The 17,996-nt window shown below is 52.8% G+C and carries 14 protein-coding genes and 3 pseudogenes; 7 read left to right on the top strand and 10 right to left on the bottom strand.

What is annotated here, in order from left to right; genetic code table 11:
- Both ACIGHN_RS27135 and ACIGHN_RS27130 read left to right on the top strand, forming a co-directional pair.
- Positions 1-191, top strand: a 191-nt coding sequence (locus tag ACIGHN_RS27135) for a hypothetical protein (RefSeq protein ID WP_396507345.1), incomplete at its 5' end; no start/stop codon positions are given.
- A 52-nt stretch (positions 192-243) separates the two neighbouring features.
- Positions 244-810, top strand: a pseudogene (locus ACIGHN_RS27130) (transposase); the annotation flags it as partial.
- A gap of 125 nt (positions 811-935) precedes the next feature.
- Here the strand turns inward: ACIGHN_RS27130 and ACIGHN_RS27125 are convergent.
- Positions 936-1,427, bottom strand: a complete 492-nt coding sequence (locus ACIGHN_RS27125) for a DUF2004 domain-containing protein (RefSeq protein ID WP_396507343.1) — start codon at positions 1,425-1,427, stop codon at positions 936-938.
- 113 nt (positions 1,428-1,540) lie between these two features.
- Entirely contained in the window at positions 1,541-2,359 is an 819-nt protein-coding gene (locus tag ACIGHN_RS27120) for a hypothetical protein (RefSeq protein WP_396507341.1), read from the bottom strand.
- A 217-nt stretch (positions 2,360-2,576) separates the two neighbouring features.
- Here ACIGHN_RS27120 and ACIGHN_RS27115 point away from each other — a divergent pair.
- A pseudogene (locus tag ACIGHN_RS27115) lies at positions 2,577-2,850 on the top strand (IS5/IS1182 family transposase); the annotation flags it as partial.
- Between the two features lie 281 nt (positions 2,851-3,131).
- Here ACIGHN_RS27115 and ACIGHN_RS27110 read toward each other — a convergent pair.
- The 6 genes and pseudogenes from ACIGHN_RS27110 to ACIGHN_RS27085 all read right to left on the bottom strand — a co-directional run.
- A pseudogene (locus ACIGHN_RS27110) lies at positions 3,132-3,350 on the bottom strand (helix-turn-helix domain-containing protein); the annotation flags it as partial.
- A 476-nt stretch (positions 3,351-3,826) separates the two neighbouring features.
- The gene (locus ACIGHN_RS27105) at positions 3,827-5,500 is read right to left on the bottom strand and encodes a methyl-accepting chemotaxis protein (RefSeq protein ID WP_396507339.1); all 1,674 of its coding nucleotides are present in this window, start codon (positions 5,498-5,500) and stop codon (positions 3,827-3,829) included.
- A gap of 312 nt (positions 5,501-5,812) precedes the next feature.
- A complete protein-coding gene (locus ACIGHN_RS27100; RefSeq protein ID WP_396507337.1) occupies positions 5,813-7,396 on the bottom strand; it encodes a methyl-accepting chemotaxis protein in 1,584 nt (527 codons plus the stop codon).
- A 684-nt stretch (positions 7,397-8,080) separates the two neighbouring features.
- On the bottom strand, positions 8,081-8,701 hold the full coding sequence (locus ACIGHN_RS27095; protein ID WP_396507335.1) for a LysE/ArgO family amino acid transporter: 621 nt from the start codon (positions 8,699-8,701) through the stop codon (positions 8,081-8,083).
- Positions 8,702-9,237: 536 nt separating this feature from the next.
- Entirely contained in the window at positions 9,238-9,666 is a 429-nt protein-coding gene (locus ACIGHN_RS27090) for a hypothetical protein (protein ID WP_396507333.1), read from the bottom strand.
- A gap of 126 nt (positions 9,667-9,792) precedes the next feature.
- Entirely contained in the window at positions 9,793-11,238 is a 1,446-nt protein-coding gene (locus ACIGHN_RS27085; RefSeq protein ID WP_396507331.1) for a metal-dependent hydrolase, read from the bottom strand.
- A 255-nt stretch (positions 11,239-11,493) separates the two neighbouring features.
- Between ACIGHN_RS27085 and ACIGHN_RS27080 the strand changes: the two genes are divergently transcribed.
- Positions 11,494-11,736, top strand: coding sequence for a hypothetical protein (locus ACIGHN_RS27080; RefSeq protein WP_396507329.1), 243 nt, complete (start codon positions 11,494-11,496; stop codon positions 11,734-11,736).
- A gap of 202 nt (positions 11,737-11,938) precedes the next feature.
- Here the strand turns inward: ACIGHN_RS27080 and ACIGHN_RS27075 are convergent, their stop codons facing one another.
- Together ACIGHN_RS27075 and ACIGHN_RS27070 are read right to left on the bottom strand one after the other, a co-directional pair.
- A complete protein-coding gene (locus tag ACIGHN_RS27075; protein ID WP_396507327.1) occupies positions 11,939-12,718 on the bottom strand; it encodes a hypothetical protein in 780 nt (259 codons plus the stop codon).
- Between the two features lie 1,121 nt (positions 12,719-13,839).
- Positions 13,840-14,199, bottom strand: coding sequence for a GFA family protein (locus ACIGHN_RS27070; protein WP_396507325.1), 360 nt, complete (start codon positions 14,197-14,199; stop codon positions 13,840-13,842).
- Positions 14,200-15,087: 888 nt separating this feature from the next.
- Here ACIGHN_RS27070 and ACIGHN_RS27065 point away from each other — a divergent pair.
- The 3 genes from ACIGHN_RS27065 (at position 15,088) to ACIGHN_RS27055 (ending at position 17,987) form a co-directional block, all read left to right on the top strand.
- Complete coding sequence (locus ACIGHN_RS27065) at positions 15,088-15,798, top strand: hypothetical protein (protein ID WP_396507323.1); 711 nt, start codon at positions 15,088-15,090, stop codon at positions 15,796-15,798.
- 56 nt (positions 15,799-15,854) lie between these two features.
- On the top strand, positions 15,855-16,256 hold the full coding sequence (locus ACIGHN_RS27060) for a hypothetical protein (protein WP_396507321.1): 402 nt from the start codon (positions 15,855-15,857) through the stop codon (positions 16,254-16,256).
- A 1,344-nt stretch (positions 16,257-17,600) separates the two neighbouring features.
- Positions 17,601-17,987, top strand: coding sequence for a DUF2628 domain-containing protein (locus ACIGHN_RS27055; protein ID WP_396507319.1), 387 nt, complete (start codon positions 17,601-17,603; stop codon positions 17,985-17,987).
- Positions 17,988-17,996: the final 9 nt, after the last annotated feature.

The raw sequence follows: 17,996 nt of genomic DNA, 5'->3' as shown, positions 1-17,996 counted from the left end.
GTGGATGGCAAGGACTCTATCAACTCTTGCAAAACCGAGCGGGCCATGAAGAGTGGGTAGCGTTTTGGATCTATGCAATCATCCGGGATGCGACATCTACTCTTTATCTCGAAGAAAGGGTGTGCAATGAGGACACTGCTCCTTTTTCGTCTGTGGCCTGGACCACGCAACGGTCTGAGTATTCCAATTAGAGCGTGTTATGCGTTTTGAGCGATGCAACCGCGGTATGGCTAAAGTGCGGCAATGCCCCGTAAGACTTACCCGACGGATGTCAGCGACGAAGAATGGAGCTTCGCTGGCCCCCACCTGACGTTGATGGAAGAAGCCGAACGGCAGCGTCGACACGACCTACGCGAAGTCTTCAATGCCATGCGCTGGCGGTGCGTGCAGGTGCGCCCTGGCGTCTGTTGCCCATTGACTTCCCACCGTGGAAGGCGGTCTAGCAGCCGAGCCGACGCTGGGTGGAGGCAAGCTGTTTCGGCGATGGTCTCGCATCTGCGCTCCATCATCCGCGTGGCCCAAGGCCGGCAGGGCAACCCGAGCGCTGTGGTGCTCGGTGGCCGCACGTTGCAGTTGAGTTGTGAGAGCGGGCCACGCGCGGGCCTCTGCGCCGCGGTGCAGCAGGCCACGGGCCACCCGGTCGAGCTGGCATGGGCGGATCAGGGCTACACCGGTGAGAAAGCGCGCGAGGCCGCACAGGAACACGACATCATGCTACAGATCGTGAAGCTGCCTGAGGCGAAGAAAGGCTTCGTGCTGCTGCCCAAGCGCTGGGTGGTCGAGCGCAGCTTCGGCTGGCTGGCGCGCTTTGCCCAATGCCGCACGGCTGCTGGCTTCTGCCGGTAGTTCATAACACGCTCTAGGCGCTTTTGCATGGGGTGGAATCACCGGACATTGGGCACGCGTTGCATAACTTCATAACTCACGTCTGCGCATCAGCTCTCATGTGCCACTTCAACCAACTCTTCATTTTCGCGAAATTTCACGACCAAGAGCTGATCGCTGAATTCCTCGCCTGGGCAGTAGTCTAGAGAAAACGCGATATCTTCTCCAGCTTCGTGCAGATGAAAGCCTATTCCCCTAAGATCGAGATTCTGCAGCAATAGATTTCGATCAATCTTCGAATTTCCTATCTTTGCGCCAATTCCGGATTCAAATTCTTCGAGATGAAAGTCGATAAAGTCAATTACCAGACAATTTTCCTCCTGCAGTTCTTTGAACAAACGCGCTCTCGCCCTGCTATCAAATGCATCAATATTGTCGATCAATTCTGCAATCCTCAAGCATTGGGCTACATTCTTCGAGAAATCGACAGCAATATATAGACCGCAATTCTGAGGTAGTCCATTTATTTTTATCTCTCGCTTGATGTAAGCCGCCGATTCCCCGATTTCAATGGACCCAAATGTGCTGGTCCCAATATGCATTGGCAATTCCTGAATGTGAAAAATTTTGGCGCGTAATACTTGAATTCAGCGGCCGGTGAAGCCGGTCCGCTGAAATGACGAGTTAGAAATGTTGGCCGACAAAGCTACGCACCTTAAGCGATGTGCGAAAGCCATTGAGCAGCCAACTTCTCTGCCCAATCTCGAAGCGAGATCACACCCTCAACTTCCAGTAGTGTATCTTGTTGATAATCACCTGATTTGTAGCGCCATTGGTAGTCCCGAGAAGGGTATGCATAATCGAAACAATGATCACCAGCCACCAGCAGCACTCGGTCGTTTTTTCTTCGGTCATAAAGAAGCTCGTTGCCGTTGGCTTCTTGAGCGAAACAAACCCATTCCGGTGCGGAAAAATTAACGTAAGGCGAAATGGTTGTCCCGCTATCGTGGTTCTGGTAATCGTAGATGTACGACTCAACCCAGAGTTTAGTATCTGCTGGCGACTCGCAGCCAAAGATGAAATTTTGATTCAATGCGAAATTTTTATTCTCTTGGTCTAAACCTTCGTTCTCAGATTGACAGCAGCCTCCCCAATTAATCCCGCCGACGTGCCGCAATATCTGTCGATGATCGTCGGATATCAAAGTTAATTCAGGTTCTGCTATGGATGAGATCGGTGAGGTCGACCAAGCTGCAAATTTTCCGGAATGAGTGGTCCACGCCCATAAGCGATAAATAACTTCATCGCTAGGGAAAATTTCTGCTTTGGAGGGTTGGTCATCAACGAATTTAGTGCAAATTTGAAAGTCCGTAATACGCGCCGACTTTAACAGTTTCGTTAGTTTTGGGAAGCGCTCAGAAAAAACCGGATCAAATTCGATGGTGTTTGGTGGCAGAGTTTTAACGATGTTGATCTTCTTTTCTCCAAGACCAGCCCACGATTTTTCTTTCAAAAAACTATCAATATCATTCATTTGCGAAGAGGAACAGGACATATTGGAGGTGCTGGCATGGGACCTAAATTGGCCAAATAAACGGCGGCGTAGCCGTCCGCTTGATTGAGCAATTAGAGAATAATTTATTGGCAGTAAAACCGTGCGGCTGAATTACCGGTCGAACGCCTGCGCTACAAATAGCATAGCAGCTTGCGTAGGTGTCGCATCCCGGACAATCATATGTAGGACTTGATAAACGATCCCTGATCGCAACACCATCTGGCGCTATGCCATGCGATCTGATTCGAGGGTGCTACGGCACTGCTGCAAGGCGTACATGCCTAGTTGCAGCGGCATGGCTACATCGCTCGCGGCGGGCAAGCCATCGATGCCACCCTGGTGCCCGCACCACCCTAACACATTGGCAAGCAAGACAAGGACGCCTAGCGCAAGGCAAGGACCCTGACTGGAGCGCTGCCAAGCAGAGACAAAAAGACCAGGATGCCACGCACACCAGGAAGCACGACAAGGAGGGTAAGCCAAGATAAAACCAGTTTTCACTCATAAGAGTTCAGGCTATTTGGAGTCCGTGCTTTTACAATCCAGCGCTCAATCTGAAGGCTGAGGTGCGTCCAGCGGTTCAAGGAAGCGCAGCGTGGAGGCTCCGGACGGTCAGTGAGGTACCCATCTGGATGGTGCGCCTGCCGGAGACTCAGTCAAGAATGCTCGCGTGAAGCGGTATTTGGAATAATGAGTAGATTCGTGATAATCAAATCACATATGTACTATAACTGGCTTTATCCTGGCTTGCCGCTATGGGGGCTTGCAGCATATGGCGCTTGGGCAGCTGCAGGATCTGCAAGGCCTTGGATGGATCGATGGCACGGGGTGAGCTGGTGGGCTTCGATGATGCATCGGCCATGCCCGCCTCGCCCCCTGCCAGATAGCGACCAAGCCACTTACTGGCCGTTGGGGGGTGACACCCCTGCACAGTAGCGGCTTGAACAGCGCTGAGGCCTTGAAGTGTCATCTGCTAGACCATCTCCAGGCGGCGAGCAAACGTAAGTCGGGCATGCTTATGGGTGTTCATTCTGTTGGGTGTCCTGAGTTGATTGGGTGTTTGGCGACTTCCAGTCTCTCAGACCCAATCCGGATGAACACCGGACACAACCTATTGAATACTCACACCTAGCCCCTTCACCGCCATCATCCCCCGCAGCGCCCCGAAGTTTGACGTGTTTGCTGAGGCCTCGCGCCAAAACGAGATGGATTCGATAGGTGATCCGCTACAGGTGATCGCTCGGCACATCGCGTTCGACAGCTGGCCCGGCTGGTGGATGCCCGCATCGAGCGGTCGATGTAAGCAATGGCACGTGCCTGCAAAAGTCAAGCCATTCAGCTGCAGGTGCGCATTGGCCTGCTCAACAGCTACAGCCAATTGGGCTGCACCAGGACGGTTGCTGCGGCATGCCCCGGCTAGGGGCCACTATGCTGCCTGCAACCGTGTTAGGAACAACTACTTGCGGCTGAGAGTTGGAACTGCCTCATGGCTCCGGCCAGGCGGTTAGCCTGGTCCTTGAGACTCTGGGCGGCAGCGGCGCCCTCTTCCACAAGTGCCGCGTTCTGCTGAGTCATGTGATCGAGTTGGGTTACGGCCTGACTCACTTGGCCGATCTGGCTGCTCTGCTCGCTGCTGGCGGCGTTGATCTCAGACATCAGCGTAGTGACCTGCTGCACGCTATTGACGATATCCTGCATGGTGGAGCCCGCAGTGATCACGAGGCGCGCGCCGTCGCTCACCTTATCCACACTGGTGGCGATCAGGGTCTTGATCTCCTTGGCTGCATTGGCGCTGCGGCCCGCAAGGTTGCGCACCTCGCTAGCCACCACCGCGAAGCCCCTGCCCTGCTCGCCCGCACGGGCGGCTTCCACCGCAGCATTTAGCGCAAGGATATTGGTCTGAAAGGCTATGCCGTCGATAATGCCCACGATATCGGCGATCTTCTTACTGCTGGCGTTGATCTCGTCCATGGTCTTGACCACTTCGCCTACTACCTCGCCTCCCTTCTTCGCCACCTGGGCGGCGCTGTCGGCCAGGGTATTGGCTTGGCGTGTGCTGTCGGCATTGGTCGCCACGGTCTGCGCTAGCTGGGCAATGCTGGCAGCCGTCTGCTGAAGGCTGCTGGCTGTGTGCTCGGTGCGTGCACTCAGGTCGGTATTGCCCGCCGCGACCTCGGAGCTGGCGACATGAATGGACTCACCCGAATTGCGTACCTCAGTCACCACAACATGCAGGGATTCCACCATGCTGTTGAGAGCGGTGAGCAGCTCGCCGATCTCGTCGGTTCGGTCTGTGGCCATGCGCACCGTGAGGTCGCCCTGGGCAACCAGAGCCGCCGCGTCGGAAGCCTGGCGCAGAGGCCGCACGATGGAGCGGCGCAGCAGCCAGCCAAACAGTACCGACAGCCCCACCACGAAGACCACCGCCAGCGCGCTGACCCACTGAGCCCGCGAGGCATCGGCAATCATCGCATCAGCCGCCGCGACAGATGACTTCTCTGATTCGGCCAGCAACTGGTCGATGGTCTTGAGGTACTCAGTGAGAGCTGCTGCATGCTCCTGCAATTCCTTCTGGCTAATGACCTTCGATTCGAGTGAGTTCTGCACCAAAGTGTCGCGCAGGGAGGAATACTTTAAGCGCTGCTCCTGAGCCTGCTTCCAAGCGGGTACGGTGCTGGCGGCAGACGTTGAACCGGTCAACGTCTCGTCGATGCGCTTGCGCATCACCTCCTCTGCGGCTATCTGAGTTCGCATCTCCGCCACTAGCGGGAACACGTCGGTCGAACTGGTCGTCCGTAGCGCGATCTGGCCGATGTACATCGACTGCGTCTTCCATTCCCGCACCGAGCGCTCGATCGGCAACTGCTCTGCCGTGAGTAGCCTTGCCTGTCGCGTGGTACCCTGACCGGTAAGCCATGTGGTAGTGCCGAGCAGCGCGACAGCAACCCCCAGCAGCCCGAAAGCCGCTGCAAGCTTCTGGCCCACCGTGAGCGTCCGTTTTCCTCGAGAGGGTGACAAGTTAGGGCGGTTTTGTCCTGCGCCATTGTTCTCAGCCCCTATAGGCGCATCAGCATGAGCAAGGGTGCCAGTTGAAGCTGAAGTGACTTGAAGGTAGTTCATAACTATTCCGTGCTGTTGCGTAGGGTCGCACCACCACACGACGTGTTGATACACCCTTGCCTTGCAAGCCCTGTGCCAGAGCCGAAAGGCCGCAAAACAGACGTCAGTAAACGTCAGCCAACGATAGTACGAGCACAAAACTCACCGACGCCAGCGCGGATATCTGAGCACATAGCCAGGCTTAATCAGCGCTGCACCGGTGCGTGCCAGGAGTTTCATTGCCTTAGCGCGGTCGGCGAAAAAATTTCCAGATTCGCCAGGCAACATCTGGCAAGTCAGCGGAATTTATTGCGTCAATCGGAAATGCGTTGCTTATGACCGTTTCGCCAATGCCTCCGAAACATTTGCATTAAGCCTAAAAACGGCAACCAACTCCATTAGCTTAGCCGCTTCCATTTGCAGAGTTTGAGTTGCCGCGGTGGATTCCTCTACCAGCGCCGCATTCTGCTGAGTAACCAGGTCCATTTGCACCACAGCTTGGTTGACCTGCTCAATACCGATACTTTGCTCATTACTAGCAGAAGAAATTTCAGCAACAATACCATTGACGCTTTTGACGTTCGTAACGACTTCGCGCATCGTACTACCGGCACGCTCAACCAATTTACTACCCTCTTCCACTCGCTCAACAGAAGCATGTATCAACAACTTGATTTCTTTTGCTGCTGTAGCGCTACGTTGAGCAAGGTTTCGCACTTCAGCAGCCACCACGGCAAACCCTCTGCCTTGCTCCCCTGCACGCGCAGCTTCAACTGCAGCATTCAAGGCCAAAATATTTGTTTGAAAGGCTATACCATCAATAACATCAATGATGTCCACAATTTTGTGTGACGCTGCATTGATATCTCCCATTCTGACCACAACATCATCGACCACTTTCCCACCGCGTGTTGCGACATCTGAAGCTGTCACCGCGAGTTGGTGAGCCTGACTGGCATTGCTCGCATTTTGTTTGACGGTAGATGTGAGCTCTTCCATTGAAGCAGCTGTTTGCTCCAGAGAGCTAGCTTGTTGCTCAGTTCGCGCAGATAGATCCACGCTTCCAGCGGCGATTTCCGACAGAGAGTGCGTGATTGCATTTGTCGTATGTTGAATGCGTGTTACCAAGAGGGCAAGTTGGTTTCGCATGCCCTCTATGGCAAAAAGCACACTGCCTTCAACGTAGGCAACCGGACTTCCGGTTGATAGATCTCCGCTTGCAATCCGTTGAGCGATCGCCGCAGCCTCTACAGGTTCGCCACCGACGGCCCTTAAAATATTTCGAGCAAGTCCAGCAGCAATTAGAGAAATCAGCACTCCGATAATCGCCAAAGCGATGCCCGACTTCATCAACGCATCATAAAATGTCTTCTCAATATCATCCACATAGTCACCAGCCACAAGATCCCAGTCCCAAGGAACATATCGCTTAACGAAAGAGAGCTTAGCGCTAGGCTCCTTGGCACCAGGCCGTGGCCACCAATATGAGATATATCCCGACGCTTTGGATGAAGCACCCGCCTTCGCTATCTCTCGGTAAAGATACCCTCCTTTTGCGTCTTTGAAGTCCGACATGTTCTTGCCGTTGATTTGTGGACTGAGTGGATTGTTTAGAACCACCATATCTTTGCTCACGATGGTTACATACCCAACGCCGTTTGCGAACCTTAGCGACCCTACACGCTTCAACGCGGCCAAGCGCGCTTCCTCCGGTGTAACTTTCCCGGCCGCAATTTCTGCATCAATACCAACAAGCAGGGTATAGGCCATCTCAATGACGTCCGCCAGCGCCTGCTCTCTAGCTGCGTAAGCCTTGGTCCTTGCGTCGACCGCGTTAAAGACGGTGAGTGCGAGCAAAGCGGCCCAACACAGGATCAAAGGGAACCAGAGTTTTTGTCGGAGACTGAGACGGTGCATAGCTAAACAATGTGAGTTTGGAAATGGCACAAGCCAAGGCGAGACACCGCGAGCTTGTAAAAAGCGTCTGAAAGTAACTTCACAAGTTTATGATCGTATAAATTTGTTGCAAAGGCAACGGCTTCTGCGGGTGCGAAGTTAGTATGTGGTCTGCCTGAGACGGATGCAGCAACCAAGAATGGAGGTTTGCTGACGGCGGCCTGACACTTACGCAAGTGACTGGGCTGCAGCACCGCTGCGACCTGCGCCAAGCCTTTACGCCCTGCCCTGTCCGGTTCGTGCACGCGTTTTGGCGCGCGCTGCTCAATGACTGCCCGCAGTGGAAGGCGCTCTACCAGCAGTGCCGGCGATGGGTGAAAGGAGGTTGCTGCGAGGCCATGATCTCGGATCTACCCTCCATTGTCCTTGTGGACAAAGGTCAAAAGGTCCAGCCGAGTGCGATGGAACTTGAGAGCCGCTCGCGGAGTAGGAGAGGTTTCGCGGTGCTGCCCAAGATCGTGTGGTGGAGTTCAGTTTCGGCTGGCTAGCACGCTTTAGGCGACTGTCCGTTGTGTTCATCATCTTCGCTGTGCCCATGCTGCCCGATGCCGCACGGGTGTTAGCGTGCACTAGTAGTTCCCGACACGCTCTAGCCCAGCGGATGCCACCGCGGGACCAAGTCCGTCGCTTGCTCTACTCCGGACACTACGCCAGGTTCAGAGCCATCCAAACAGCCATTACCAGCATCGCCAGCGCTATGCCCACATCCAACATCCGCCAAATGCGAGCGTTGGCCATCCAGCGCCGCGCGTGGCGGGCACCTGCAACCCACGCCACAAACCACAACAGTGAGGCACTCACGGCGCCAGTTGCGTAACCCAGCCTTGCGCCGGTAGGCAGGGCCGCGCCAACCGTGCCGATCACCAACACAGTATCGAGCCAGGCGGCTGGATTTAACAGTGAGACGAACAGAAGCTGACGCAAACCGCGAGAACCAGAAGCACCTGTTAGGTCTGCTGCAGTCGGAGCAACATGATCGGGGCTTAGGGCGCTTTGTGCTGCCTGCACGCCGTGCCACAAAAGCAGTGCGATGCCCAGAATCCGTGCAGCAAATTGCAGTTTAGGCGCGGACTGCAAGGCCGCAGAAAACCCGAGTATGCCCATCGCGATCAGCACCACATCGCTTCCTAGGCCAATGCAGACCAGTTGCGCAGGAGAACGCCCGGCCAAGGCTTCGCGGAGGATCAGAACGTCTTTGGGTCCGGGGCAGATAAACATGCCCAGTCCGAGAAGGAAACCTTGCAGTAGTGCAGAGAGGTCGATCATAGCGGCTCGCTACCGACAACCTCTCAAGCTGGACCGGATCAAATTAGATAGCCCAATATGATAAGCGAGCTATCACACGACAAGATTGAACGTTTGTGCGTAGTCCGCCAACGGTGATCAGTCAGTCCAGCGACACGAACTGCAGACGCGGATATCCTAGGTCACCGGCCGCAACCGGCCTGTGGCGGCAGATTGAACCGGACGCCCCACGTCGGAATTCAGCTGACCAGCCAACGGATCTGGCGCGCCTCGGCTGCAGTGGACTGGTGCAATTCCTTCCACTTGCCGGGCTCTGGTGATTTGGACATGTAGACGTCGCGCTCGGCTTCAGGACGCGACCGAACCAAGGGGCCAATACATGCCAATAGTCTTTGCTCTTCCCCATGCGCCAACCGATGCTTCCTCAGGGAGTTTTCGAGAAGGCAATCCACACATGCTGCATCGGGTAGCGCATGATGCTTAACGTTTGACGTGAGGGCTGGCCAGACGGCGAGGCCCTTGTGGCCACCCCCCAATGGAATGTTTAGGTTTCATTTTCACCGCAGCACCTCACGGCTGTTCTCCAGCCCTTCAAAGCTGACCGGCGGCCAATCGCGTGCATCGTGACAAAGAGACTGAAAGAAGCGCAATGCTCGCCAAATCGGAAGCAATACGCCCTCCCTGCTTCCTACGACCGACGCGACCTCAGACTCTGAACTATTTTTCGACGCGGCCGCGAAAGTGCACTCGAGTTGAACTTGCGATTGCAACGGGGAGAACTTGAAGTAGTAACCGTCTGGCTCAAGGTGCCACCAGACAGTTGCCTCTAGTCCTCTTGAGCTGAGCGCGAGGGCGTCTACCAGTTGCTGCATAGGGTTGTTCGGAACGTCAGAAGCAACGAACTCGATGGACTTGCCCCCAATAGACAGATGAACTTCCACCCAGCCGTGCTTTGGCTGCCCAAATGCCAAGTGCACAAGTGCCATCTTCTATGAAGCCTAATGTTGGAATTCAACGTCCGCCATGGGGAGTACGCTGCAATGATGGGTTGGGCGGCTTTGCATGCAACTCTACTCACATGGTCTCGTAAACGGTCGTTCCAAATGACGCGATCACAACCATCTGGACAGATATGGCATTATCCATTGCAGCCATCTCAGCGGCAGCAGACGCCAAAAGATGGTCAGTTCAGAAAGCGGGATTCGGCCCCTCATAACCACACCGTAGTCAAGGGATTCTGCGTGTGGAAAATAACCAGGCCTGCATGCCACAACTGTCCTGAAACCCTTCTTCCAGTAGTAGCGCAGTTGCGGGTCACAAGGGACACCTGCCCGGCATGCAAAAAAATAGTTTTCGACACTTTCATGTGGTCTCTGCCGCCGCCAAGAGGCTAGACCAGGCGCAGGCGATCCAAGATAGATGTGCCTCCATCCACCTTTAAGAGCACGCGGCCAAAAAAACTCGAAAAGTTTCTCAACAGCTTTTGCATCTGCGCTACTGAGACTGATCCCGAAAAGATCGCGAAATGGCTTTTTTTTGCTTATGTCAACAGCGTTAGCACAATCAGCCCAAGTCTGTGCCTTAAGAACCTGCGCTTCAGAAATGGGCTTCATGAACAGCGACGCCAGTATCTTGCCCGACTGTCCAGCAAAGGCTCCGATACATAGCTCCGGATGTTCCTGAATACGCCGCTCTATGGCATCTGCATCGGCGGCTGCTCCCTCGCTCCACTTACATTGCTCGAGTACCAGCAGTTGAGGGATGTCCCCCATTTCTAACAACCTTACCTCGATGCCTCGATCTCTCGGCGATCCGTACGTGTGCATTTTAGCTAGGCTACGCAATGGCAGCGCATATGCCAGCCAAGCAAACAACATACGAACAAGGCAGAAGCCTTGGCTGATGACAAAATTCAGAAATGATGCAACACCATCACTCCACTTCAAACGGCCATGGTAGCGATCAGTCCGGAAGAAGCTCCAAATGTGTCGCGCCACGTCCCCGAAGAGTATCAAGGAAGCCAGCACGTAAATTACCATACGGCGGGAGTATCCCAAGCCCCTCACCTTAATCAAAAATTGTAACGCAACTCGGTAGTGTTCTAATTCTTCCGCACAGTGCCAGCGCCAAATATTAGCCTGTTGGGAGTTGTCGTCGACCAACCATCCCTGGCCTCTGAGGGAATAGTGAGAGATCATTGCCGTCAAATACTCCAGTGCGGCCGCTAGGGCCAAGCGGTCTCGCCAGCCTAGATTTTTCTCTAAACCTCGAATCGCCAAAATTATCCGTGCTTCCAGAGCTTCTGCATCGTATCCCTGCGCGGCGAGTCGTCTATTGTATAAATAATGGGCGCTTTGATGTGCTCGCTCTTCACGGACGAACTGAGCGACTGAGGAACTAAGCGAATCGCTACATGAAATACGCGCCGCGGCATCCTGCATGGATTGGATGACGAATTGCTCCCCGGATGGCAGGAGTAACGAAAACGCATTGAACAAATACGAACGGAAGGAAGTTCCATTCCAAAACCTGTGGTCCGCCCCTAAATCTACCCTCACGCTTCACCTCCTAAATCTTACGACTAGGGGGAATTTAGCGGCAAGTGGTGACTTTTATGTGACACTCGAGGCCATTGACGCAAGGATCAATATCGCCGTCCTCCAGCATACCAACAATTACTTATGGTTTTCGAGCAGCCTATATTGAACAGCCCCGGTTATCGCGAAGGATCTGAATGGTCAGAAAGATGAGCAAGCTCTCGCCCGAAGGGCGTGAGCGCGCGGTGAGAACGCATAGACGCTCAGGGAGTAAAGATGGCAGATACAGCAGCGAGCAAGGGCAATGGCGCGGCAGGAAAGAATAACGTATATATCTTATATTACCTGCTCGCATTACTTCATTGCGGCGACTACTGCCAAGGTGAACAAGCGCTAGCGGAAAATCAACGTGCAGGAGCACTGCTTACCTGGATTGAAGGGCATTGCGAGAAAAATATCAACACCCGAAATTCCATCATGCCAGACCTAGCATTCAATTTAATACGTGCACGTAATTGAGGGCTAAACAATCAAATTTACCAAGCCGAGAATATTGCAAATTTAAACAAAGACCAAAATATTCTCGTCACCGTCTATCGCAAATTTTCAGCGACCTGGCAACGAGAGTCGCGCAAATCACCGCAGAGCAAGAAGTCATGCAGCGGTGTGCCGCATGCTCCTTCAATCACGATTATCTTGCGATGTTATTTATCAATCTTGATCACTGAGTTTTTCGGATTGTCCAAGTGTCGTCATACGTAATCTTATGATTGGGTTTATCTCTGACTGTAACGGTTGTAATTTGCGAAATGCACTTTGAATCCTGCTTGGTTCTGATTGTTTGCCAGCCGCCAGGAATACGAGGCGCATTCGTTCGACTCCCGCAAACGTCAATCTCAGTCCCTACGGGAATATTCGGATCGGCGAGATATACAAATGACGGTGTGGGATGATAGCCATTTGTCGATTGACAGTATTCCAAGTCGGGGTTGGTGTCCCGTAAAACCCACCCAGCAGCACCCCAATAAGGACTAGGCAATTGGCAAGCGTTGCTCGACTGCACATTAAAAACATATGGCTGAGGACCACCATCAAAAACAACATCTACAGAATTTTGCAATTCGAAACTTGTATTGTCTGGATTTATGAAGTATGCCCTCACAGTATGCTTTTTATTGTCTAGGAATTCATAAGGAATTGACAACGTTCCATTGAAGCCGTGTCCGCCCCCATCACGACAAATTTCGCCAATCGCAGCTTCACGCTGCATCCCAGCATGGAGTGCGCCGAGAAACTTACCATCATCTCGCCAAAAATGAACCCATCCAGAAAACTGTGGAATATCTGGATTGCACGCCCATCCATCGTAAGCGAACTTCGTCGGAGCGGAGAAGTAACCTGCCGCACTAGAACTTGCACAGAAGAATACACAAGAAGCAGCAAGAAACGATTTTTTAAAAAATGTCATATCAACTCCACATTGAATAAAATCACTGGTCACTTTTAGTCTCCATACAAATTCACCAAGCAGCATTCAACACAAAAGCAGCAATTCAAGTCGATGATCAACATCATGCCGCCATTGCAAAAAGTTACCCAAGCGAATCAGATGAGCGAGAACTCAAAACAGTCCCTCGTGCAACCATTTTAAAATGATCCGAAAGAAAAATGAAGCGACTCTATGTTATGCAAGCCATAAGCGGATGTTTCTATAATTCAAATCAGTAATTTTAAAAAAGATGCTGAACATGAATTACCTTGAACATTTTTTCGCAGCGAATAGAAGCACGTGTAACATGTTCTCGCCAATAGCATACAGTTTTGCAGAAAGTGCTGCAATTCGACTTCTGCGCGAACGTATCAGGCCAGAGAGGTCAAGGAGTTCAATGTGAATGGCCACATATGCCTGCTGGTCTGCACGAAGTCTGGTGTGAGTACGTAGTATTTGCCTCCAGCCTTGATCACGTCGTACTTGTCGCCAAGGTATTGCTCGACGCTCTGACCACTGCTCAAGGTTTCAATCTCCCCTGACGTCGTATTGACGAGATGATCGTTCGCACCTACGTAGCGACGTCTTGGATGCCTCGAACAAAGAAATCCTCACTATTGGCGCGTACGACCCAGTAGTCACCACGCTCAGATAGGGTGCACGACTGAATGGCAAAGCGGTCCCCGCCATACGAGGAGCCTTCACAGCGACAGAGGATCAGACCTTTTGCTTGGTCGGCGTCGATCATGAGACCTTTAAAGTTCGACGCAAGGGGCCTGCTGAGACAGGTCCCCTCGACAGAGGGGTGAGGCATATACTTTAGGAGCGGCGAGGCATTGATAGCGCATTGCGGCAGCAGAGCTGGCCTCGATCAACAAACGCACCAAGCTCAGATTGGTATGGCTCAGCCCTATGAGATACCGGTTGAGAAACACCGCCCGATTGGCTTTAAGGCAGCCGTCCATTTTTTTGGGGCAGTTTCAAACCGAAGCAATCGTGGCGATCCTCCTTCGACCCGAACGCTACAGCCTCACTTTACAATTAATTGCCACGGGTTGGGGGTATGCCCCAACTGGAGCACGGTGACTTTCCAGCGATCATAACCCCTGATTTATTTTACGATGTCTGAGTGCTCACTTGGCAGGTACCACACTGCGACTTTTGCCATCGACCAATCTTACGGAAATGGCTTCAAGCTCAAGCCCCTCAACACAGCATGCATTGATACTCAAAAATTCAGGGTTTGTCCTTCGTCGATGATAAAGGTAAATTCCACAAAAACCACAGAAATAATGCCGTGCCACTTCACTATTCCAAGTGTAGAGAATCAAAGCGTCTTGACCTTCAACAATCTCAAAATCGGCTCTTGGAACAGTCACCATAAGTGCATTGCGCTTCATGCACAACGAGCAATCGCACCGGATGATTTCTTTCACTTCACTTTTGAAGCGAAAGGACACTTTTCCACAATGGCACGCTCCGGTGTGTTTCATCTCTGACTTTCAAAAATTTCTTTGGCGAATATTTAGACTTCTTCGCTAGATGAGGCCTCGGGGATGGTGGACACTTAACGGTCCTCCACAATAACTTACCACCGCCGATTGCAGCGCTCTTGCATTGCCCCGCACCCGCTGCGGGCCTAACGCACTTGTCCAGTTTGATGTAGAGGTCAGCAGCTTAGATACGAGCGTCATCAGACAACAGGAACTACCTACTGGTCGTCCACGTTTTCGTCCACACTCCAAAATCAGCAAAATTCGGAAATCAAGAGGTTCCGGCTGGTGGAACATGCGCGTGAGATTGTGATCCATTGCACGCCTGCCGCCATCTCAAAAAAAATCTTATGCCAACCATAAGCCCCTCCCCCTTTCTTTTGCTTGTGTAGGCAGCGACCATATCGTCGCTCCGCGGAGAAGAACACCATATGTAATTACCCGCGCGCAGGTGAGGACGAGCTGCGCGACGCTAAGCGGGCCGGTGCTTTAAGGCTTGCTCCCTTTGCATTGAGCCTCGCCGGCCTGCTCAAACGGAGCCAAGCTGATCCCGCAATCAACGGCGCTATGCTGCTTACTTGTTTCTACTGCCTGCTGCCTGCGCCCTTGACACCTCGCGCAGCGTAGCTGGCGAACACCCTGTGGTGCTGTTCTACCTCTCTACAGAGGGCGGGCATGTGGACCGGATAGCCGCCAGTTTTATCGATTTCCTTGAGAAATACCTTGAACCGTATCTAGGAGCGCTTCCAGGAGAATAAGCCATGAGCCCGGAGGAATACGAGTGGCTGAAGCAGGACAGCAGCACTGACCGCAAAGCGCCATGGCAAACCCCACACTGATGACCGAACTAGTCAGCGTGTGTCTTATGCCCGAGAGAAGGGAGATACCATGGAATCAGACGGAAAAGAATCTCTGGCCGTTCCATTTCGCGCGCTGGGCTTGGCGCCCGAAACCATTGCGCATATCAAGAGCGCGCTCGATCAAGGCGATGGTCGCGCTCTGCTGCATGAATTGCTGCTTCGAGGCCTATGGGACAACGTAGTCGACGAAAATTGGCCCCAACCGCAGTGGCTTGAACAGTGGCGCACGCTGGGCGCCAACGGTTTCCCGATCATCAATGCTACTGCGCTGGAACGCCTGCTGCAGGGAGGCGCTGACCCGCATGACCTGACCGACCTGGTGCGCTCCGCGCAGGTCTTGGCCATCTACAACCTTGCCCAACTGCTGGACTACCCAACTCAGGCGCTGGGCTGTGAGATTCCCGAGTCCGCGAGTGTGCAGCTGCATTGTGTCGTGGGCCAAGCCGGCGACGGCCGGCTCGTGCCGCATCACAATCTTACCCCGCTGCATTCTGAACTACTGGCGCGAGACCCCAGCGGCCGCCAAGGCGAACCCCGCTCGCTCGAACGGCGTCAGTTCCAGGCACTTCCTGCGGAGTGCCAGGCGCAAATCCTGACGCTCGTCCGGGCTCGAAATATGTCGAAGGCCGCTGCTCTGTGGAAAAAACAGGTGGGCGGAGATTTGGGTCACTCCCTGCACACCGTGCAAGCCCTTGCCGGCCAATTGGGACTAGCAGATGCTAATGACCAGGCTTCCTGAAGACGTATTTTTTCGATGCTCGCCAGAACACACACTCTGTTATTAAATATTTAATTATGATTAAATTTCTTATTGTTTTCTCTATTTTTTTGCCTTCTTACACACTGGCACAGGAGAGAATTAATGCTTCAAAACTCGATGCGCCTCAATTCACGCTTGGCTATGTCGGTTTTGTTGGACATATTTCCGAAGCAGAGCTGTACATGAAAAGTTTTTCAAAATCACCAAATGCTGCAAAATCATTTGCCGAAGTGATAGATGACAGTACTTCAACGAGTGTAGCAAAACTATATGCGCTTTGCGGATTTAAAAAGGCTGGCGGCACCGAAATCGATGTTTATGCACGGAAACTAAGGGAAAAAGGCGTAATGGTTTCCACCATGCATGGCGATCAAATGAAAAAAGAGGCCATCGGTTTTTTTGTGGATCGCATAATACATCAAACATGTGACAAATAACGATCAAAAAATTTAACCTCGAAAGTTCTAACTCAATAAGGAAACCTCTCAAAACCGGTACTCAAACTGGGGTACTGCGCCATACCCGAGCCACGGCATGATCACGTCCTGTATGCCTCTGACGTTCCACCCCTTGCCGACGCCTTTCGCCAGCGCAAGATTGACAAAGTGGGAAACCCGCTGCGGCGCATAACTTAGGCGAACTGGTTCCGGTAGGATATGGACAGGAAGGCGGAAGCCCGGCCTACCGCACCGAAGTGACGGTGCGTGTACTGATCTTGAAGAGCCTTTGCAACATCTAGGACGAACAGATGAGGCACCAGTTGTTTGACCGCATAAGTTACCAGCGCTTTTACCTGCTGCGGGACGAGTTGAAAAGCTTTCACCGCAGCATCATCTGGCCGTTAGCCCGGCGCATTGGCACCGACAGTTCTGCGGAGGTGTCGCATGGCTTGGATACCCGTTGAGGCGCCATAGTTTCATCGCCCAGAGCGGGCAGGCATAGAACACCGCGTTATTGCGCGCAACGCGCCCGCACATCCGCAAGGAAGACAAGGGCAGTCTAGCGCAGGGCCGGCAGCCCAATAGGGAGCCCTGCCAAGCGCTGACAAAAGGCCTGACTGCACCCCGCGCCAAAAAGACGGAAGAAGCCACTTCGGCCAGATCTGCGTGAGCGTAGATCTCAAACGCGGCTTCATGTGCGAAATCGCCCCCGGCCAGCTACCGAACACGATGGCCGCCACAGCGGGTGCTACTGGACGAGCACAAGTCTCATCGGGACGTATACCCGAAAAGGCCTACCCGTCAAAGCGCAGGTAGGAGATGCTTCAGGTGCTCGGTTGGCTCGATGGTCTGCAGCCCAAGGCCGTACAAGACAGACCATGAGCGGATGCCAAAGCAGCGCAACCGCAATCGCGCGCAAGCGGGCCAAGGTCGAGCACGGGTTCGTCGGCATCCGGGATCTAGGAGGCAGCTTTTCTGCACCATTTGGGGAACCCCAGACAGATACCGCAATGACGCTGTTGGCCGCCCAGTTTTTCATCTGCTGACTTAAAGTCGATGCACTGGGCTGCTCCGTTTAAATAACACACCAAACTTTTATTGATGCAACTCATAAGTTGCAATGTCTGTATTTTTCGAAATTCTCCGACCAGACTCCTCTGCAGGGTATTCAATGATCCAAGCAACACCGCCAATCAACTCGATGCGCACTGGGTCGCGAACCATAAAAATAGCTTAATTTTGGCGGTATCTAAATCGCACCCAAAAAATCCTGGCGCGCACTGTAAGTTTTCGACGCACATTGCGCAAGCAACTAGATTATCAAATTTTTCCTAAAAAACAATGAGTAGCAACCAAATAGAACGAAGTCAAAAATGGAATTTTCGTTTCCAATTTTTCCAAAATCACGGCTCGCCCAAATCAAAAAATTATAAAGATGCTTTGAAAACAATAAGCTTCAGAGAGAGGTTGCTTGTCAACATCAATTGGTACGGAATTTGTTTTGGATTCGTATATTTTTTTGTCTTGGGATTATGGCGCAAAGGGCTGAGCATGTTGGGCGGCTTGATAGTCTCCGTATTAACATTTGGCGCAGTTTCGGAAGGATTGGCTGATGGTGCTGGAATCGTTTTCTCCTTATTGGCGGGAACAACAGCCAACTATGCATACTTTCTTAAAGAAATAAAAGGAAGAGACAGCTGGAACCCCCTAGAAGGGGTCTATTGGTAGAAGAATGCG

The organism is Acidovorax sp. NPDC077693, from assembly GCF_044542805.1.
Classification (GTDB): Bacteria; Pseudomonadota; Gammaproteobacteria; order Burkholderiales; family Burkholderiaceae_C; genus Acidovorax.
The sequence above is the reverse complement of the archived record's forward strand: the minus strand, read 5'-3'. Positions and strand labels throughout refer to the sequence as shown.